Source organism: Kitasatospora sp. NPDC059673, from assembly GCF_042734215.1.
Lineage (GTDB): Bacteria > Actinomycetota > Actinomycetes > Streptomycetales > Streptomycetaceae > Kitasatospora.
Genome location: NZ_JBHWEN010000018.1, coordinates 16668 through 31278 on the forward strand (window position 1 = coordinate 16668; position 14611 = coordinate 31278).

Annotated in this window: 18 protein-coding genes; 5 read left to right on the forward strand and 13 right to left on the reverse strand. The window is 72.5% G+C overall.

Annotated features, from left to right (window positions below; translation table 11 throughout):
- The first annotated feature begins 269 nt into the window (after positions 1-269).
- On the forward strand, positions 270-1595 hold the full coding sequence (locus ACFV18_RS21260) for an MFS transporter (protein ID WP_380485426.1): 1326 nt from the start codon (positions 270-272) through the stop codon (positions 1593-1595).
- A gap of 189 nt (positions 1596-1784) precedes the next feature.
- Here ACFV18_RS21260 and ACFV18_RS21265 read toward each other — a convergent pair whose 3' ends face one another.
- From ACFV18_RS21265 to ACFV18_RS21300, 8 genes are all read right to left on the reverse strand, one after another.
- Positions 1785-2072 (reverse strand): metal-sulfur cluster assembly factor, encoded by a 288-nt coding sequence (locus ACFV18_RS21265; RefSeq protein ID WP_051055973.1) that lies wholly within the window; start codon positions 2070-2072, stop codon positions 1785-1787.
- Between the two features lie 125 nt (positions 2073-2197).
- The gene (gene sufU, locus ACFV18_RS21270; protein WP_380485428.1) at positions 2198-2653 is read right to left on the reverse strand and encodes a Fe-S cluster assembly sulfur transfer protein SufU; all 456 of its coding nucleotides are present in this window, start codon (positions 2651-2653) and stop codon (positions 2198-2200) included.
- Between the two features lie 9 nt (positions 2654-2662).
- Positions 2663-3925, reverse strand: coding sequence for a cysteine desulfurase (locus ACFV18_RS21275; protein ID WP_380485430.1), 1263 nt, complete (start codon positions 3923-3925; stop codon positions 2663-2665).
- Positions 3922-4713, reverse strand: a complete 792-nt coding sequence (sufC, locus tag ACFV18_RS21280) for a Fe-S cluster assembly ATPase SufC (protein WP_380485432.1) — start codon at positions 4711-4713, stop codon at positions 3922-3924. The genes ACFV18_RS21275 and sufC overlap by 4 nt, the downstream gene beginning before the upstream one ends.
- A 7-nt stretch (positions 4714-4720) precedes the next feature.
- The gene (locus tag ACFV18_RS21285; RefSeq protein WP_035867074.1) at positions 4721-5044 is read right to left on the reverse strand and encodes a non-heme iron oxygenase ferredoxin subunit; all 324 of its coding nucleotides are present in this window, start codon (positions 5042-5044) and stop codon (positions 4721-4723) included.
- Positions 5041-6273, reverse strand: coding sequence for a Fe-S cluster assembly protein SufD (sufD, locus tag ACFV18_RS21290; protein ID WP_380485434.1), 1233 nt, complete (start codon positions 6271-6273; stop codon positions 5041-5043). Before sufD ends, ACFV18_RS21285 begins: the two co-directional genes overlap by 4 nt.
- A 60-nt stretch (positions 6274-6333) precedes the next feature.
- Entirely contained in the window at positions 6334-7746 is a 1413-nt protein-coding gene (gene sufB, locus ACFV18_RS21295; protein WP_380485436.1) for a Fe-S cluster assembly protein SufB, read from the reverse strand.
- Positions 7743-8609, reverse strand: coding sequence for a helix-turn-helix transcriptional regulator (locus tag ACFV18_RS21300; RefSeq protein ID WP_380485438.1), 867 nt, complete (start codon positions 8607-8609; stop codon positions 7743-7745). Before ACFV18_RS21300 ends, sufB begins: the two co-directional genes overlap by 4 nt.
- A 124-nt stretch (positions 8610-8733) precedes the next feature.
- On the opposite strand from ACFV18_RS21300, the gene ACFV18_RS21305 reads away from it, so the two are divergent.
- Both ACFV18_RS21305 and ACFV18_RS21310 read left to right on the forward strand, forming a co-directional pair.
- Positions 8734-9651: an ABC transporter ATP-binding protein gene (locus tag ACFV18_RS21305; protein ID WP_380485440.1), complete on the forward strand. Its 918-nt coding sequence runs from the start codon at positions 8734-8736 to the stop codon at positions 9649-9651.
- The gene (locus ACFV18_RS21310) at positions 9648-10418 is read left to right on the forward strand and encodes an ABC transporter permease (RefSeq protein ID WP_380485442.1); all 771 of its coding nucleotides are present in this window, start codon (positions 9648-9650) and stop codon (positions 10416-10418) included. Before ACFV18_RS21305 ends, ACFV18_RS21310 begins: the two co-directional genes overlap by 4 nt.
- A 34-nt stretch (positions 10419-10452) precedes the next feature.
- On the opposite strand, the gene ACFV18_RS21315 is transcribed toward ACFV18_RS21310, so the two are convergent.
- Positions 10453-10680 carry an LPXTG cell wall anchor domain-containing protein gene (locus ACFV18_RS21315; RefSeq protein ID WP_380485444.1) on the reverse strand — a complete coding sequence of 76 codons (228 nt, stop codon included), beginning with the start codon at positions 10678-10680 and terminating at the stop codon, positions 10453-10455.
- A 213-nt stretch (positions 10681-10893) separates the two neighbouring features.
- Here ACFV18_RS21315 and ACFV18_RS21320 point away from each other — a divergent pair, with 213 nt between their 5' ends.
- Entirely contained in the window at positions 10894-11859 is a 966-nt protein-coding gene (locus ACFV18_RS21320) for a heme A synthase (RefSeq protein ID WP_380485446.1), read from the forward strand.
- A gap of 3 nt (positions 11860-11862) precedes the next feature.
- On the opposite strand, the gene ACFV18_RS21325 is transcribed toward ACFV18_RS21320, so the two are convergent.
- Positions 11863-12012 carry a hypothetical protein gene (locus ACFV18_RS21325; protein ID WP_380485448.1) on the reverse strand — a complete coding sequence of 50 codons (150 nt, stop codon included), beginning with the start codon at positions 12010-12012 and terminating at the stop codon, positions 11863-11865.
- Between the two features lie 25 nt (positions 12013-12037).
- Here ACFV18_RS21325 and ACFV18_RS21330 point away from each other — a divergent pair, with 25 nt between their 5' ends.
- Positions 12038-12364, forward strand: a complete 327-nt coding sequence (locus tag ACFV18_RS21330) for a MarR family transcriptional regulator (RefSeq protein WP_380485450.1) — start codon at positions 12038-12040, stop codon at positions 12362-12364.
- Positions 12365-12370: 6 nt separating this feature from the next.
- On the opposite strand, the gene ACFV18_RS21335 is transcribed toward ACFV18_RS21330, so the two are convergent.
- Genes ACFV18_RS21335 through ACFV18_RS21345 form a run of 3 tightly spaced genes read right to left on the reverse strand, consistent with a single transcriptional unit; the run spans position 12371 to position 14553 of the window.
- Positions 12371-12700 carry a hypothetical protein gene (locus ACFV18_RS21335; RefSeq protein WP_380485452.1) on the reverse strand — a complete coding sequence of 110 codons (330 nt, stop codon included), beginning with the start codon at positions 12698-12700 and terminating at the stop codon, positions 12371-12373.
- A 9-nt stretch (positions 12701-12709) separates the two neighbouring features.
- Positions 12710-13957 carry an FAD-dependent monooxygenase gene (locus tag ACFV18_RS21340; protein ID WP_380485454.1) on the reverse strand — a complete coding sequence of 416 codons (1248 nt, stop codon included), beginning with the start codon at positions 13955-13957 and terminating at the stop codon, positions 12710-12712.
- On the reverse strand, positions 13954-14553 hold the full coding sequence (locus ACFV18_RS21345) for a chorismate pyruvate-lyase family protein (protein WP_380485456.1): 600 nt from the start codon (positions 14551-14553) through the stop codon (positions 13954-13956). Before ACFV18_RS21345 ends, ACFV18_RS21340 begins: the two co-directional genes overlap by 4 nt.
- Between the last annotated feature and the right edge of the window lie 58 nt (positions 14554-14611).

A 14611-nucleotide genomic window follows, 5' to 3' on the forward strand; every position in this document is an offset into this window, starting at 1 on the left:
CGTCAACCCAGCGTATCGGCCGCGATCACCGGACGCATGAGCCGCCCGGGGGTCCGCCCGAACGAGTGGGGCGGTAGGGCCGAACGAGTGCCCGGTGCACGTATCCTTCGGTGGGCGTCGCGCACACCCCCGCGCGTGCGCCCCCGGAGCGACGAGGCTCCGAACCCCCAGAACCACGTGCACACCCGCACCGACCGGGCCACTGGACCATGCCACCACTCCCCGGCCTGGCCGTGCCCGGCGGCGCCCGGCCACAGGAGACCCCTGCCATGGCGGACCTCTCCCCCGCCGGCGCCGGCCTGAGCACCGCTCAGTACGCCGGACGCCGACTGTCGGAGGCCCTGCTTCCACTGGAACTCGCCCCTCGGGGGCAGCTCCAGCTCGCCGCGATCAGCCGCTGGAACGCGCTGCGCGGCATCCGCGTCGGCCTGGTGGCCGCCGGACTGCTGTTGATGCTGATCGGCGCCAACCTGGTCACGCCGCTCTACCCCGCGCTCCAGCAGCGGCTCGGCCTGACCCCGCTCGACACCACGATCCTCTTCACGGTCTACGTGTTCGCCCTGGTCCCGGTGCTGGCCGCGGTCGGCCACTGGTCGGACCACCTGGGGCGACGCGCCATGATCCTGCCCGCGGTGGCGCTGTCCGCCGTCGGCGACGTGGTCTTCGCCAGCGCCGGCTCGTTCTGGCAGCTGGCCGCCGGACGCGCCGTCCAGGGCATGGCGGTCGGCCTGTCCACGGGCGCGGCGGGCGCCGCCCTCGGCGACCTGCTGCCCGACCGGCCGACCCTGGCCGCCAAACTCACCCTGGCCTGCTCGGCCGGCGGCGTCGCGCTCGGCCCGCTGGTCGGCGCGGCCATGGCCTCGGGCGCGAACCCGCTGCCCGGCCTGTTCCTGGCCCACGCCGTCGCGCTGCTCGCCCTGTGCGTACCCCTCGCCCTGGTGCACCCGCGGATGCCCGGCTCGGTCCGCCCGCCGGCCTCCCCGCCGCGCATCACCACCCCCGCCCACCTGCGCCCGCAGCGCCTGCGGCTGCCCCGCTCGGGACGCCGCGAGTTCCTGCTCGCCTCCGGCGCGGGCTTCGTCTCCTACGCGGTCTTCGGCGTCTACCTGGCGCTCGCCCCGGCGTTCTCCAGCACCCTGCTGCACACCGACTCCCGCATGGCGGGCGCCGCCGTCGCGGCCCTCCTCCTCGGCTCCTCGGCAGCCGCCCAGCTGCTCGTCCCGCCGACCTCCGACCGCGTCGTGGTCGCCGCCGGCCTCACCGGCCTCGCCGTCGGCCTCGGCCTGCTCACCGTGGCCGCCGCCACCGGCACCCCCGCCCTGCTCTTCGTCGGCAGCGTGGTGGCCGGCGTCTCCCAGGGCATCGCCTTCCGTTCCCTGTTCACCACCGCGGTCGCCGCCCTGGACCCGGCCCGCCGAGGCAGCGAACTCTCCACCCTCTGGGTCATCGTCTACCTCGGCTCCTCCGCCCCGATCATCGCCGTCGGCGCCCTCACCCGCACCTACGGCCTGCTCACCGCCGTCACCGGCTTCGCCCTCCTCGCCGCCACCGCCTCGCTGGCCCTGGCCGCCGCCGTCCTGCGCCGCAGGGACTGACCTCGCGGCCACCGAGCTCGGCACCGGGCGTCAGAGTGCTGCGTCGCGGCCCAGTCCGGCTCTCCGCCGCCCACCGCGAAAGTCACGGATTCCAGTTCGAACCCATCGACGCGAACGGCCCCTGCCTCCTGAGGGCATGCGGTAGGGGCGGGACCCGAAGGTCCCGCCCCTACCGGTACTACTGGCCGATCAGACGTTGAAGCCGAGCGCGCGAAGCTGGTCGCGGCCCTCGTCCGTGATCTTGTCGGGGCCCCACGGCGGCATCCAGACCCAGTTGATGCGCAGGTCCTTGACCAGGCCGTCGGTGGCGGTGCGGGCCTGGTCCTCGATCACGTCGGTGAGGGGGCAGGCCGCGGAGGTGAGGGTCATGTCGACGGTGGCGGTGTCGTCCTCGTCGATGTGCAGGCCGTAGATCAGGCCCAGGTTGACGACGTCGATGCCCAGTTCGGGGTCGACGACGTCCATCAGGGCCTCCATGAGGTCCTCGGTGGAGACGGTCCCGGCGGTGGTGAACGCACCGGGGCTGTCGGACACCGCGACCTCGGCCGCGGCGGCCTCGGGGGTCTCGTTCTCGCTCATGAATCAAGTGTCCTAACGGGGCGTCAGTCGGTGGTGATCTCGGGGTGGCCGGCGAGCGCCTTGGCGGTGGCGTCCTTCCAGGCCATCCAGCCGAGCAGGGCGCACTTGACCCGGGCCGGGTACTTGGAGACCCCGGCGAAGGCGACGGCGTCCTCCAGGATCTCCTCGTCGCCCTCGGACTGGCCCTTGCTCTGCATCAGCTCCAGGAACGCCTCCTGGACCTGCTGCGCCTCGCCGACCGTCTTGCCGACCACCAGGTCGTTGAGCACGGAGGCGGAGGCCTGGCTGATCGAGCAGCCCTGCGACTCGTAGGAGACGTCCGCGACGGTCGCGCCGTCGAGCTTCACCCGCAGGGTGATCTCGTCGCCGCACGTCGGGTTGACGTGGTGCACCTCGGCGTCGCCGTCCCGCAGCCCCTTGCCGTGGGGGTTGCGGTAGTGGTCCAGGATGATCTCCTGGTACATCGAGTCGAGCTTCATGCGACCACCTCAGCCGAAGAAGTTGCGGACGTGGTGGAGGCCGTCGATCAGCGCGTCCACCTCACCGGGCGTGGAGTACAGATAGAACGACGCCCTGGTGGTCGCCGGAATTCCGTACCGCAGGCAGACCGGCCGCGCGCAGTGGTGGCCGACCCGGACGGCGATGCCCTGCTCGTCGAGCACCTGACCGACGTCGTGCGGGTGGATGTCGCCGAGCGTGAAGGAGATCGCCGCGCCGCGGTCCACGGCCGTGCGCGGGCCGATGATCCGCAGGTCGGGCACCTCGGCGAGGCGCTCGATCGCGTACGCGGTGATCGCGTGCTCATGGGCGGCCACGCGCTCCATGCCGATCGCCGACAGGTAGTCGATGGCGGCGCCGAGGCCGACGGCCTGGGCGATCGGCGGGGTGCCGGCCTCGAACTTGTGCGGCGCGGGGGCGTAGGTGGACGACCCCATGGTGACGGTCTCGATCATCTCGCCGCCGCCCAGGAACGGCGGGAGGTCCTCCAGCAGCTCCTGGCGGCCCCACAGCACGCCGATGCCGGTCGGGGCCAGCATCTTGTGGCCGGTGAAGGCGACGAAGTCGGCCCCCAGCGCCTGCACGTCGAGGACGGCGTGCGGGGCGGCCTGCGAGGCATCGACGGCGACCAGCGCGCCGACCGACTGGGCCTTGCGGACGATGGTCTCCACCGGGTTGATGGTGCCCAGCAGGTTGGACACCAGCGTGACGGAGACGATCTTCGTCTTCTCGGTGATCAGCTCGTCGATGTTGGACAGGTCGAGCCGGCCCTCGTCGGTCAGTCCGAACCACTTCAGCTTCGCGCCGGTGCGCTGCGCGAGCAGCTGCCACGGCACGATGTTGGAGTGGTGCTCCATCTCGGTGATCACGATCTCCGAGTCGGCGTCCACCCGGTACGGCTCGTCGGCCCAACCCAGCATGTTGGCAACGAGGTTGAGCGACTCGGAGGCGTTCTTGGTGAAGATCACCTCGTTCCGGCTGGGCGCGTTGATGAACGCCGCGACCTTGTCCCGGGCGCCCTCGTACAGCGCGGTCGCCTCCTCGGCGAGCACGTGCACGCCGCGGTGGACGTTGGAGTTGTGCTGCTCGTAGTAGGCGTTCAGCGCCTCCAGCACCTGGCGCGGCTTCTGCGAGGTCGCCGCGTTGTCCAGGTACACCAGGGGCCTGCCGTCGTGCAGCACCCGCGACAGGACGGGGAAGTCCTTGCGGATCGCGTCGGTGTCCAGGAGTCCGGTCAGATGGGAGTGGGTCACTCGGCACCGTCCTTCGAGTTCGCTCCGCTCACGGAGCCGCCCTTCACGTAGCTCTCGTAGCCCTCTTCCTCCAGCTTGTCGGCGAGCTCGGCACCGCCGGACTCGACGATCCGGCCGCCCGCGAAGACGTGCACGTAGTCGGGCTTGATGTAGCGCAGGATGCGGGTGTAGTGGGTGACCAGCAGGGTGCCGACCTCGCCGGTCGAACGGACCCGGTTGATGCCCTCGGAGACGATCCGCAGCGCGTCGACGTCCAGGCCGGAGTCGGTCTCGTCGAGGATCGCGACCTTCGGCTTGAGCAGCTCCAGCTGGAGGATCTCGTGGCGCTTCTTCTCACCGCCGGAGAAGCCCTCGTTGACGTTGCGCTCGGCGAACGCCGGGTCCATCTGCAGGGCGGCCATCGCCTCCTTGACCTCCTTGACCCACAGCCGCAGCTTGGGGGCCTCGCCGCGGACGGCGGTGGCGGCGGTGCGCAGGAAGTTGGAGACCGAGACGCCCGGGACCTCGACCGGGTACTGCATGGCCAGGAACAGGCCGGCCTTGGCGCGCTCGTCGACCGCCATCGCCAGCACGTCCTCGCCGTCCAGCAGCACCTGGCCGCCGGTGACGGTGTACTTGGGGTGGCCGGCCAGCGAGTAGGCCAGGGTGGACTTGCCGGAGCCGTTCGGACCCATGATCGCGTGGGTCTCGCCCTGCTTGACCGTCAGGTCGACGCCCTTGAGGATCTCCCGCGGACCACCCTCGGCCTCGACGGTGACGTGCAGGTCGCGGATTTCAAGCGTTGCCATGGGGTACTCAGTTCTCCTGGTTGACGGAGACGAGCACATCGTCCCCTTCGATCTTTACGGGGTAGACGGCGACCGGCCTGGTCGCGGGCAGCCCGGACGGCTTTCCGGTGCGCAGGTCGAAGCTGGAGCCGTGCAACCAGCACTCGATCATGCAGTCCTCGACCTCGCCCTCGGAGAGCGAGACGTTGGCGTGCGAGCAGATGTCGTTGATCGCGAACACGCCCTCGTCGGTGCGGACGATCGCCACCGGGACGCCGTTCAGCTCGACCTTCTTGGGCACGTCCTCCTGCAGCACGCTCAGCGCGCAGGCGCGCACGTAGCCGGCGCTCATGCCACCGTCTCTTCCAGCTCGGCCTCGATCTTCTCCATCAGGCGGTCCTGGATCTCGGCGACGCCGATCTGCTGGACCAGCTCGGCGAAGAAGCCGCGCACCACCAGGCGGCGGGCCTCGTCGGCCGGGATGCCGCGGGACTGCAGGTAGAACAGCTGCTCGTCGTCGAAGCGGCCGGTGGCGGAGGCGTGACCGGCGCCGACGATCTCGCCGGTCTCGATCTCCAGGTTGGGGACCGAGTCGACCCGGGCGCCGTCGGTGAGCACCAGGTTGCGGTTGAGCTCGTAGGTGTCGGTGCCGATCGCGGCCGCGCGGATCAGCACGTCGCCGATCCACACCGCGTGCGCGTCCTGGCCCTGCAGCGCGCCCTTGTAGGCGACGTTGGAGCGGCAGTGCGGGGTGTCGTGGTCGATGATCAGGCGGTGCTCCAGGTGCTGGCCCGCGTCGGCGAAGTACAGGCCGAACAGCTCGGCCTCGCCGCCGGGGCCCGCGTAGGAGACCCGCGGGTGCAGGCGCACCAGATCGCCGCCGAAGGTGACCACCACGGACTTGTAGGTGGCGTCCCGGCCGACCAGCGCGTTGTGCTGGGCGACGTGCACCGCGTCCCGGTCCCAGTCCTGGACGGAGACGAAGGTCAGCTTCGCGCCGTCGCCGACCAGCAGGTCCACGTTGGCGGCGCGGGTGCCGGTGCCGGTGTGGTTCAGCACCACGACGGCCTCGGCGAACGGCTTGACCTCGATCACCACGTGGGCGAAGCGGACCCCGCCCTCGCCGTGCACGTCGATCCGGACCGGCTCGGTCAGCACCGTCTCCTTGGGGACGGTCACCACCAGGGCCTCCTCGAAGGCGCTGAACGCCTGCGCGGCGATCCGGTCCACCGGGGTGCCGGCCTTGCCGACGCGGGCGTCGTCGCGGCCGACCAGCTCGGAGGTGACACCCTCCGGCAGGCCCAGCTCGATCTTGGTCTCACCGCGCACCGCGTCAACCGCGGTGCCGTCGTGCAGGCCGGCGAGGCGGTGCATCGGCGTGAACCGCCAGTCCTCCTCGCGGCCGGTCGGCACCGGGAAGTCGTTCACGTCGTAGGACGGCTTGACGGCGACGCGGGCGTCGATCGGCTGCCGGACGCTCTCGCGGCCGGTGCCCGGGCCGGCGAGCTGCGCGCCGGCGCCGGCGGTGCCCACCTCGATCGAACCGGCGGTGGTGGAGCCGGGGGTGTTCTGCTCAGCCATGGCTGTTCGTGTTGCTCTCTTTCGGAAATGGTCGACGGACGGGCGGGGGCTGACGGCGCGTCAGCCGACCGCGCCCTCCATCTGCAGCTCGATCAGCCGGTTCAGCTCCAGCGCGTACTCCATCGGCAGCTCACGCGCGATCGGCTCGACGAAGCCGCGGACGATCATCGCCATCGCCTCGGTCTCGGTCAGGCCGCGGCTCATCAGGTAGAAGAGCTGGTCCTCGGAGACCTTGGAGACCGTCGCCTCGTGACCCATCGACACGTCGTCCTCGCGGACGTCCACGTACGGGTAGGTGTCCGAGCGGGAGACGGTGTCCACCAGCAGCGCGTCGCACAGCACGTTCGACTTGGCGCCGTGCGAGCCCTCGCCGATCTCGATCAGACCGCGGTAGGAGGTACGGCCACCGCCGCGCGCCACCGACTTGGAGACGATGTGCGAGGAGGTGTTCGGCGCCATGTGGACCATCTTCGCGCCCGCGTCCTGGTGCTGGCCCTCGCCCGCGAAGGCGATCGACAGCGTCTCGCCCTTGGCGTGCTCCCCCATCAGGTAGACGGCCGGGTACTTCATGGTGACCTTGGAGCCGATGTTGCCGTCGACCCACTCCATGGTCGCGCCCTCGTACGCCACGGCGCGCTTGGTGACCAGGTTGTAGACGTTGTTCGACCAGTTCTGGATGGTCGTGTAGCGGCAGCGGCCGCCCTTCTTGACGATGATCTCGACCACCGCGGAGTGCAGCGAGTCCGAGGAGTAGATCGGCGCGGTGCAGCCCTCGACGTAGTGGACGTAGGCGTCCTCGTCGACGATGATCAGCGTCCGCTCGAACTGGCCCATGTTCTCGGTGTTGATCCGGAAGTAGGCCTGCAGCGGGATGTCCACGTGCACGCCCTTCGGCACGTAGATGAACGATCCGCCGGACCACACCGCGGTGTTCAGCGAGGCGAACTTGTTGTCGCCCACCGGGATGACGGTGCCGAAGTACTCCTTGAACAGCTCCGGGTGCTCACGCAGCGCGGTGTCGGTGTCCAGGAAGATGACGCCCTGCTCCTCCAGGTCCTCGCGGATCTGGTGGTAGACGACCTCGGACTCGTACTGGGCGGCGACGCCGGCGACCAGGCGCTGCTTCTCCGCCTCCGGGATGCCCAGCTTGTCGTAGGTGGCCTTGATGTCGGCGGGCAGGTCCTCCCAGGACTCGGCCTGCTTCTCGGTCGAGCGCACGAAGTACTTGATGTTGTCGAAGTCGATGCCCGACAGGTCGGAGCCCCAGGTCGGCATCGGCTTCTTGCCGAACAGCTTCAGGCCCTTGAGGCGAAGGTTGAGCATCCACTCGGCCTCGTTCTTCTTCGCCGAGATGTCGCGGACGACCTCTTCGCTCAGGCCGCGCTTGGCGGCGGCACCGGCCGCGTCCGAGTCGGCCCAGCCGTACTCGTACGTGCCGAGACCTTCGAGCTCGGGGTGTGCGATGTCAGTCATGCGAGGTTCCTCCGCGCGGTGGAGCCGGTTTCGTCGGACGTTCGATGGGAGGTACCGGCAGTCGGCACGGCACCGGGCGCCCCGGAGGACGACGGTGCGGCACCGGATGCCGGCACATACGTGGTGCAGACCCCGTCGCCGTGGGCGATGGTGGCCAGCCGTTGCACATGGGTGCCGAGGAGCTGCGAGAAGACCTCGGTCTCCGCCTCGCAGAGCTGCGGGAACTGCTCGGCGATGTGCGCGACCGGGCAGTGGTGCTGGCAGAGCTGGGCGCCGGCCGGGGCGGCAGGCGCCGCGGCGGCGGACGGGACCGGCCGCACCGTGGCAGCGTACCCGTCGGCACTCAAGGCCCGGGCGAGTGCCTGGGCCCGCTGCGGGGCGTCGGCCTGCTCGACCTCACCCTGGTACTTCCGGCCCTGCTTGGCGAGCCGGGCCCGAGCGAAGGCGGCGACCGCCTGCTCGCCCGCCTCGCCGCCGCCGGCGGCCTCCGAGATCCAGCGCAGCGCGTCCGCGGCGAGCTGGTCGTAGGCCTGGTAGAAGGCGTCCCGCCCGCCGTCGGTCAGGGCGAACACCTTGGCCGGACGGCCCCGGCCGCGGCTGCCGTAGACCCGCTGCTCGCGGGACTCGACCAGCCCGGCGGCGGTCAGGCCGTCCAGGTGGCGGCGCACCGCGGCGGTGGTCAGGCCGAGGCGGCCGGCCAGGTCGGCGGCCGAGGACGGCCCGTGGTCGAGGATCGAACGGGCGACCCTGTCCCGGGTGGCCCGGTGACCCTCGGCGGCGAGCGCCTCCGCGGCGGTCGCGGGCACGGCGCAGTCGGGAGCCTCGGGCTCCCGCTGAGCGTCATGCTCGCGAATCTTTTTCACAACACGATTGTTGCGTAATTCGTCCGCGGGAAACAAGCCGTGACCCCGGTCTCACCGGTGGCCTCCATCACGGAAGGCATGCCTTACCTGAAGAGGGCCGTGAACTGCTCCTACACTCGCCGGTATGCATGCAGACCCCGCCGTCGAGGTGACCGGACTGGTCAAGCGGTACGGCGACAAGACCGCCGTGGACGGCCTGGACCTGGCCATCGCGCGCGGAACCGTCACCGCGGTGCTCGGCCCCAACGGCGCGGGCAAGACCACCACCATCGAGACCTGCGAGGGCTACCGCCGCCCCGACGCCGGCACCGTCCGGGTCCTCGGCCTGGACCCGGTCGCCCAGGCCGGGCAGCTCAAGCCGCGGATCGGCGTGATGCTCCAGTCCGGGGGCGTGTACGCCGGTGCGCGCGCCCTCGAAATGCTCCACCACACCGCGAAGCTCTACGCGAACCCGCTGCCCGTCGGCCCGCTCGCCGAGCGCCTCGGCCTGGACTCCTGCGGCCGCACCCCCTACCGCCGGCTCTCCGGCGGCCAGCAGCAGCGCCTGGCCCTCGCCATGGCCGTGGTCGGCCGCCCCGAACTGGTCTTCCTGGACGAGCCCACCGCCGGCCTCGACCCGCAGGCCCGCCGCGCCACCTGGGACTTGGTCACCGAACTGCGCACCTGCGGCGTCACCGTCGTCCTCACCACCCACCAGATGGACGAGGCCGAACAGCTCGCCGACGAGGTCGCGATCGTCGACCGCGGCAAGGTCATCGCCCACGGCTCTCCCGACGCACTGCGCGGCTCCGAAGCCCAGCTGCGCTTCGACGGCCCGCCCGCCCTGGACTTGGCCGGCCTGCGCAAGGTCCTCCCGGACACCGCCGTCGTCGCCGAGCCCACCCCCGGCTCCTACCGCGTCGAGGCCACCCTGGACGCCGCCCTGCTGGCCGCCGTCACCGGCTGGTGCGCCGAGGCCGGGGTGATGCCCGACAAGCTCGCGGTGCAGCGCCGCAGCCTCGAAGACGTCTTCCTCGACCTGACCGGACGGGACCTGCGATGACCGCCACCGACCTCACCCCCCGCCCGGGCGCCGCCCCGGTCGGCCGGATGCTGCTCGCGCAGACCGCCCTGGAGACCAGGATGCTGCTGCGCAACGGCGAACAGCTGCTGCTCACCGTGGTCATCCCCACCGTGCTGCTGGTGCTGTTCTCCGCCGTGGACGTGGTCGCCGTGGACGGCCCCGGCAAGCGCGTCGACTTCCTCGCCCCCGGCCTGCTGGCGCTCGCCGTGATGTCCACCGCCTTCACCGGCCAGGCCATCGCCACCGGCTTCGAGCGCCGCTACGGCGTCCTCAAGCGCCTCGGCGCGACCCCGCTGCCCCGCTGGGCGCTGCTCACCGCGAAGACCGGCTGCGTGCTGGTCACCGAGCTGCTCCAGGTGCTGCTGCTGTCCGGCATCGCGCTGGCCCTCGGCTGGTCGCCGCACGGCAACCCGCTGGCGGTGCTGCTCCTGCTGGTGCTCGGCACCGCCGCGTTCTCCGGTCTCGGCCTGCTGATGGCGGGCACGCTGCGCGCGGAGGCCACCCTGGCCGGCGCCAACCTGGTGTTCATCCTGCTGCTGCTGGCCGGCGGCGTGGTGGTGCCGCTCGCCAAGTTCCCGGACGCGGTGCGCCCGGTGCTGGAGCTGCTGCCGATCTCGGCGCTCTCCGACGGCCTGCGCTCGGTGCTCCAGCTCGGCCACGGCATGCCCTGGTCCGATCTCGGCGTCCTGGGCGTCTGGTCGGTGCTCGGCCTGGCCGCCGCCGCCCGCTTCTTCCGCTGGGAGTAGCCCCCGTCCCCCCGGGGGCCACCACGGCAGCCGCTCAGGAGGCGGCGCCGGCCTTCCTGCGACGGGCCGCCCAGACGAGCCCGCCACCTGCGGCGAGCACCGCGACACCGCCCACGGTCAGCGCCACCAGGCCCTCCGCCCCGGTGAACGCCAGCCCGCCACCGCCACCGCCACCGCTGCCCCCGCCCGCCGCAGCGGAGCGGCTCGCGGACGGGCTCGGCGCCGCACTGCCCGGGCCGCCCGGACCCGGCGACCCGCGCATGTGCAGGACTCCACAGGTGGAGGCGGGCAGGGGGAGTTGAGCCCGAACGGTGAAAGGTCTGGACCAAGCCGCACTCTTTCGGCCACTCGCCAAGTGGTCAAGACCAATGGGCCGACACGCTCGATCCGTCCGTTTTGTCCGCGCGCCGCCCGCGAGGCCGGTCGCCGCACCCGTGCCGCCGGAGCACCGTGTAAGCCCGCCTACGATGGTCCGGTGACCAACCCGTTCTCCCTCCTCGCCGAGCGCTGGCACCCGAGCGCGCAGCACGTCCGCCGTGCGGCCATGGCCGCCCTGGTGATGAGCGTGGTGATCGTGGTCACCGGCGGCGCCGTCCGGCTGACCGCCTCCGGCCTCGGCTGCACCACGTGGCCGCGCTGCACCGCCGAGAGCCTGACGCCGACGCCCGAGATGGGCATCAACGGCGTCATCGAGTTCACCAACCGGATGCTCACCTACGTGCTGTGCGCGGCGGTCGGCTGGGCGATCCTGGCCGCCCGCTGCGCCAAGCCGTGGCGGCGCTCGCTGACCAAGCTCGGCTGGGCGCAGTTCTGGCTGGTGATGAGCAACGCGGTGCTGGGCGGCATCACCGTCCTGACCGGCCTGAACCCGTACATCGTGGCGGCGCACATGGTGGCCGCGCTGGCCCTGGTCTGGGTCGCGGTGGTGATGTGGGAGCGCACCCGGGAGGGCGACGGCGCGCCGCGGGCCCTGGTCGCGGAGCCGATCCGGCGCCTCGCCCAGGTGCTGGTGGCGGTGATCGGTCTGCTGGTGCTGGCCGGCACGGCGGTCACCGGCGCGGGCCACCACCCGGGGGCCTCGTCCAAGGACGGCAAGCCGGTGTACCGCATCCCGATCGACTACGACCGCCTCGTCCAGGCCCACGCCGACCTGGTGTTCCTCTCGGTCGGCCTGACGCTGGCCGCGCTGCTGGTGTTCGCCGCCGTGAAGGCCCCGCCGGCCGCCCGGGCCCGGGTCCGCGACCTGTTCGCCCTGCTGATGATCCAGGGCGTACTGGGCTTCATCCAGTACTTCACCGACGCCCCGGAGATCATGGTCGGCGTGCACATGCTGGGCTCGGCCCTGGTCCTGGGCGCCGCGCTCCGCATCCCGCTGGCCCTGCGCAGCCGCGCCGGGATCCCGGCCCAGGCCGCCGCCCCGTCGACCGAACTGGTCGCCTGAGGCTCACCACCTGTCCCAGTGCCGGACCTGCTCGCGCGGAATCCGTCGGGCCGGCTCGAAGTCGACCCCGACGGTGTGCGCGAGCGGGATGAACGCGGCCGGCATCACCTCCTCGTGCGGGACGCCGAGCACCCCGCCGAGTTCGCGCTCCACCGGGCCCCGCGCGGTGGTCCGGACGGTGCCCGGGCCACAGCCGCTGCTCCGCCTCGATGACGAGGAAGTGCCGGCGCTGCCGGTTGCGGCCGGTGGGCGCCTGGGTGGCCAGGTCCACGCACTGTTCGATCAGCTCGCGGGACACCTCGCTGCTGCCTCCCGCAGCCCGCGGCCGAGCGACCGTGCCGACCGCCGCGCCTACGCCGTCACCCTCACCCCGGCGGGCCGCGAACGCCTGACCGCCGCCGAGCGCACCGTCCCGGCGCTGCTGGACGAGGCGCTCGCCCCGCTGAACGCACAGGAGCGCGGACAGCTGTCCGCGCTCCTGCTCAAACTCACCGCCCCGGGGTGACGGCCCTCAGATCTGGATGCCCGCCATTCGCTTCCACTCGTACGGGCCGGTCTTCACCTTCAGGCCCAGCTCGCCCTCGAAGTCCTCGTGCAGGGTGAGCCCGGCGAGTTCGGCGGCCCGGCGGCCGATGGCGTAGGTCGGCGCGACCTGGTCGCCCCAGGTGCCGTCCGCGCCGACCACGACGATCCGGGTGGCGGTGCGGCCGACGTACTCGACGACGCCGTCGGCGCTGCCGCCGTGCTGCTTGGCGAAGCTGCTCAGGTGCTTGGCAATGCGCTTGGCGCGGCGCTCGACGCGGGCGTCCGGCGCGGCGGTGGTGGCGGTCTCTGCGCTCATGCCCGCATGCTACCGACCGGTAGCGCCGGTGGCGACGGCACCGGCCTGTGCCGACGGCCACATGGCGGGCAGCGGCAGCTCACCCGCCCCCGCGTAGGCCAGCGCGAAGGCCTCGCCCTCCGGCCCGGGGGCGGCGATCCGGCGGATCCGCTCCAGCCGCAGCCGCAGCGCGAACTCGCGCTGCTCGGGCGGCAGTCCGGCGGGCAGGTGCAGCAGGTCGAGCAGCTGCTCGGAGAACTCCTGGGTCTGCCAGGCGGCGTCCAGCCGGCGCCGCTCGTACCCCGCCAGGCCGGCGCCGTCCGGCTCGCCGCCGCTCAGCTCGGCGAGCAGCGCGCCCGCCAGATCGGCGACGTCCGCGACCGCCGAGTTGAGGCCCTTGGCGCCGGACGGAGTGACGGTGTGCGCGGCGTCCCCGGCCAGCAGCAGCCGCCCGGCCCGCATCCGGCGGGCGACCTTGCCGCGCATCCGCAGCATGCCGGTCTCCAGCAGCGCGCCGAGCGCGGGGTCCTCGCCGTCGAGCTCCAGCCGGCGTGCGAGTTCGGCACGGATCCGCCGCTCGCCCCAGCCGGCCGGGTCCTCCCCGGCGGGCACCTCCAGGTAGAACCGCCCGACGTCGGCGGTGCGCGGCATCATCCCGGCGAAGCCGTCCGCGTGCACGGCGTAACGGATCTGCTCGACCGGCCGGGAGATCCGGGCCAGCACCGTCAGCCAGTCGTACGGGTAGCGCCGCCCTGGCCCGTCGGCGCCGTCGGGGAAGGCGGCGGCAACCACGCCGTGCGCGCCCTCGCAGCCGATCACGTACTCGGCGCCCAGCGGGCCGTCGGCGGTGTGCAGCACGGGCCGGCCGTCGGCACCGAGCGTGACGGACTCCACCGGCCGCTCGAAGGCGATGGCGCCGCCGGCCTCCAGGTACGCGGCGATCAGGTCGCGCAGCAGCAGCTGCTGCGGGTACACCCAGTGCCGGATGCCGCCGGACAGCACCCCGTAGTCGACCAGCACGTTCTCGCCGAGGCAGGTGATCTCGCACCGGCCGTGCCGCTCGCCCTCGGCGGTCAGCCGGTCGGTGAGGCCCAGCGCGCGCAGGTACTCCACCACCCGGTGCTCCAGCACCCCGGCCCGGGCGGCGCTCTCGACGGCGGCCCGGGACAGGCGCTCGTGGACGGTGACGGCGACCCCGGCCCGGTGCAGCACGTGGGCGAGCACCAGCCCGGCGGGCCCGGCACCGACGATCGCGACGGTGGTGGTGCGGCGGGTCATCGGCGGCCTCCGACGGCGAGCAGGGCGGCCCCGGGCGCGACGGTCGCGGCGGGCACCAGGGCGGGGTTGAACGTTTCGGTGACGGCGGCCAGCGGGTTCGGCCCGTGCCACATCAGGTAGGTCTTGTACGCGGCGTCCGCGCCGTCCCAGTCGCGCACGCCGACGTCCAGCACGGTGCGCCGGTACCCGGTTCCGCGGGCCTGCAGGGCGGCGCCGATCGGCGCGGCGGTGTCGGTCAGGCACTGCTCGGCGCCGGCGGACAGCACGGGCCGGGCGACCACCACGTTGCGCGAGACCTCGGCGCCGTCACCGGCGGTGAGCACCGAGCGGCGGACGATCAGCTCCTCGCCGCCGTCGGCCAGCAGCAGCGCCGCCGCCCCGGCGGGCGCCTCGACGGCCGTCACCCGCCGGTGGTCGGCGTACCCGACCCGCACCGGCCCGCGGGTCCAGGCCGACAGCAGGGTGGTGGTGAGCCCGTCCGCGCCGAGCAGTATCCGGGTGGGCGCGTCGGCGAAGGCGCCGAGCAGCCCGGCGAGCTCGGCCGGTTCGCGGGCCAGGAACAGGTGTCCGGACAGGACGATGGACTGCAGCGGCATCGGTTTCCCCCGAAAGACAACGACAGGATCGCGGCGGTCGCCGACCCTACTGGAGAAC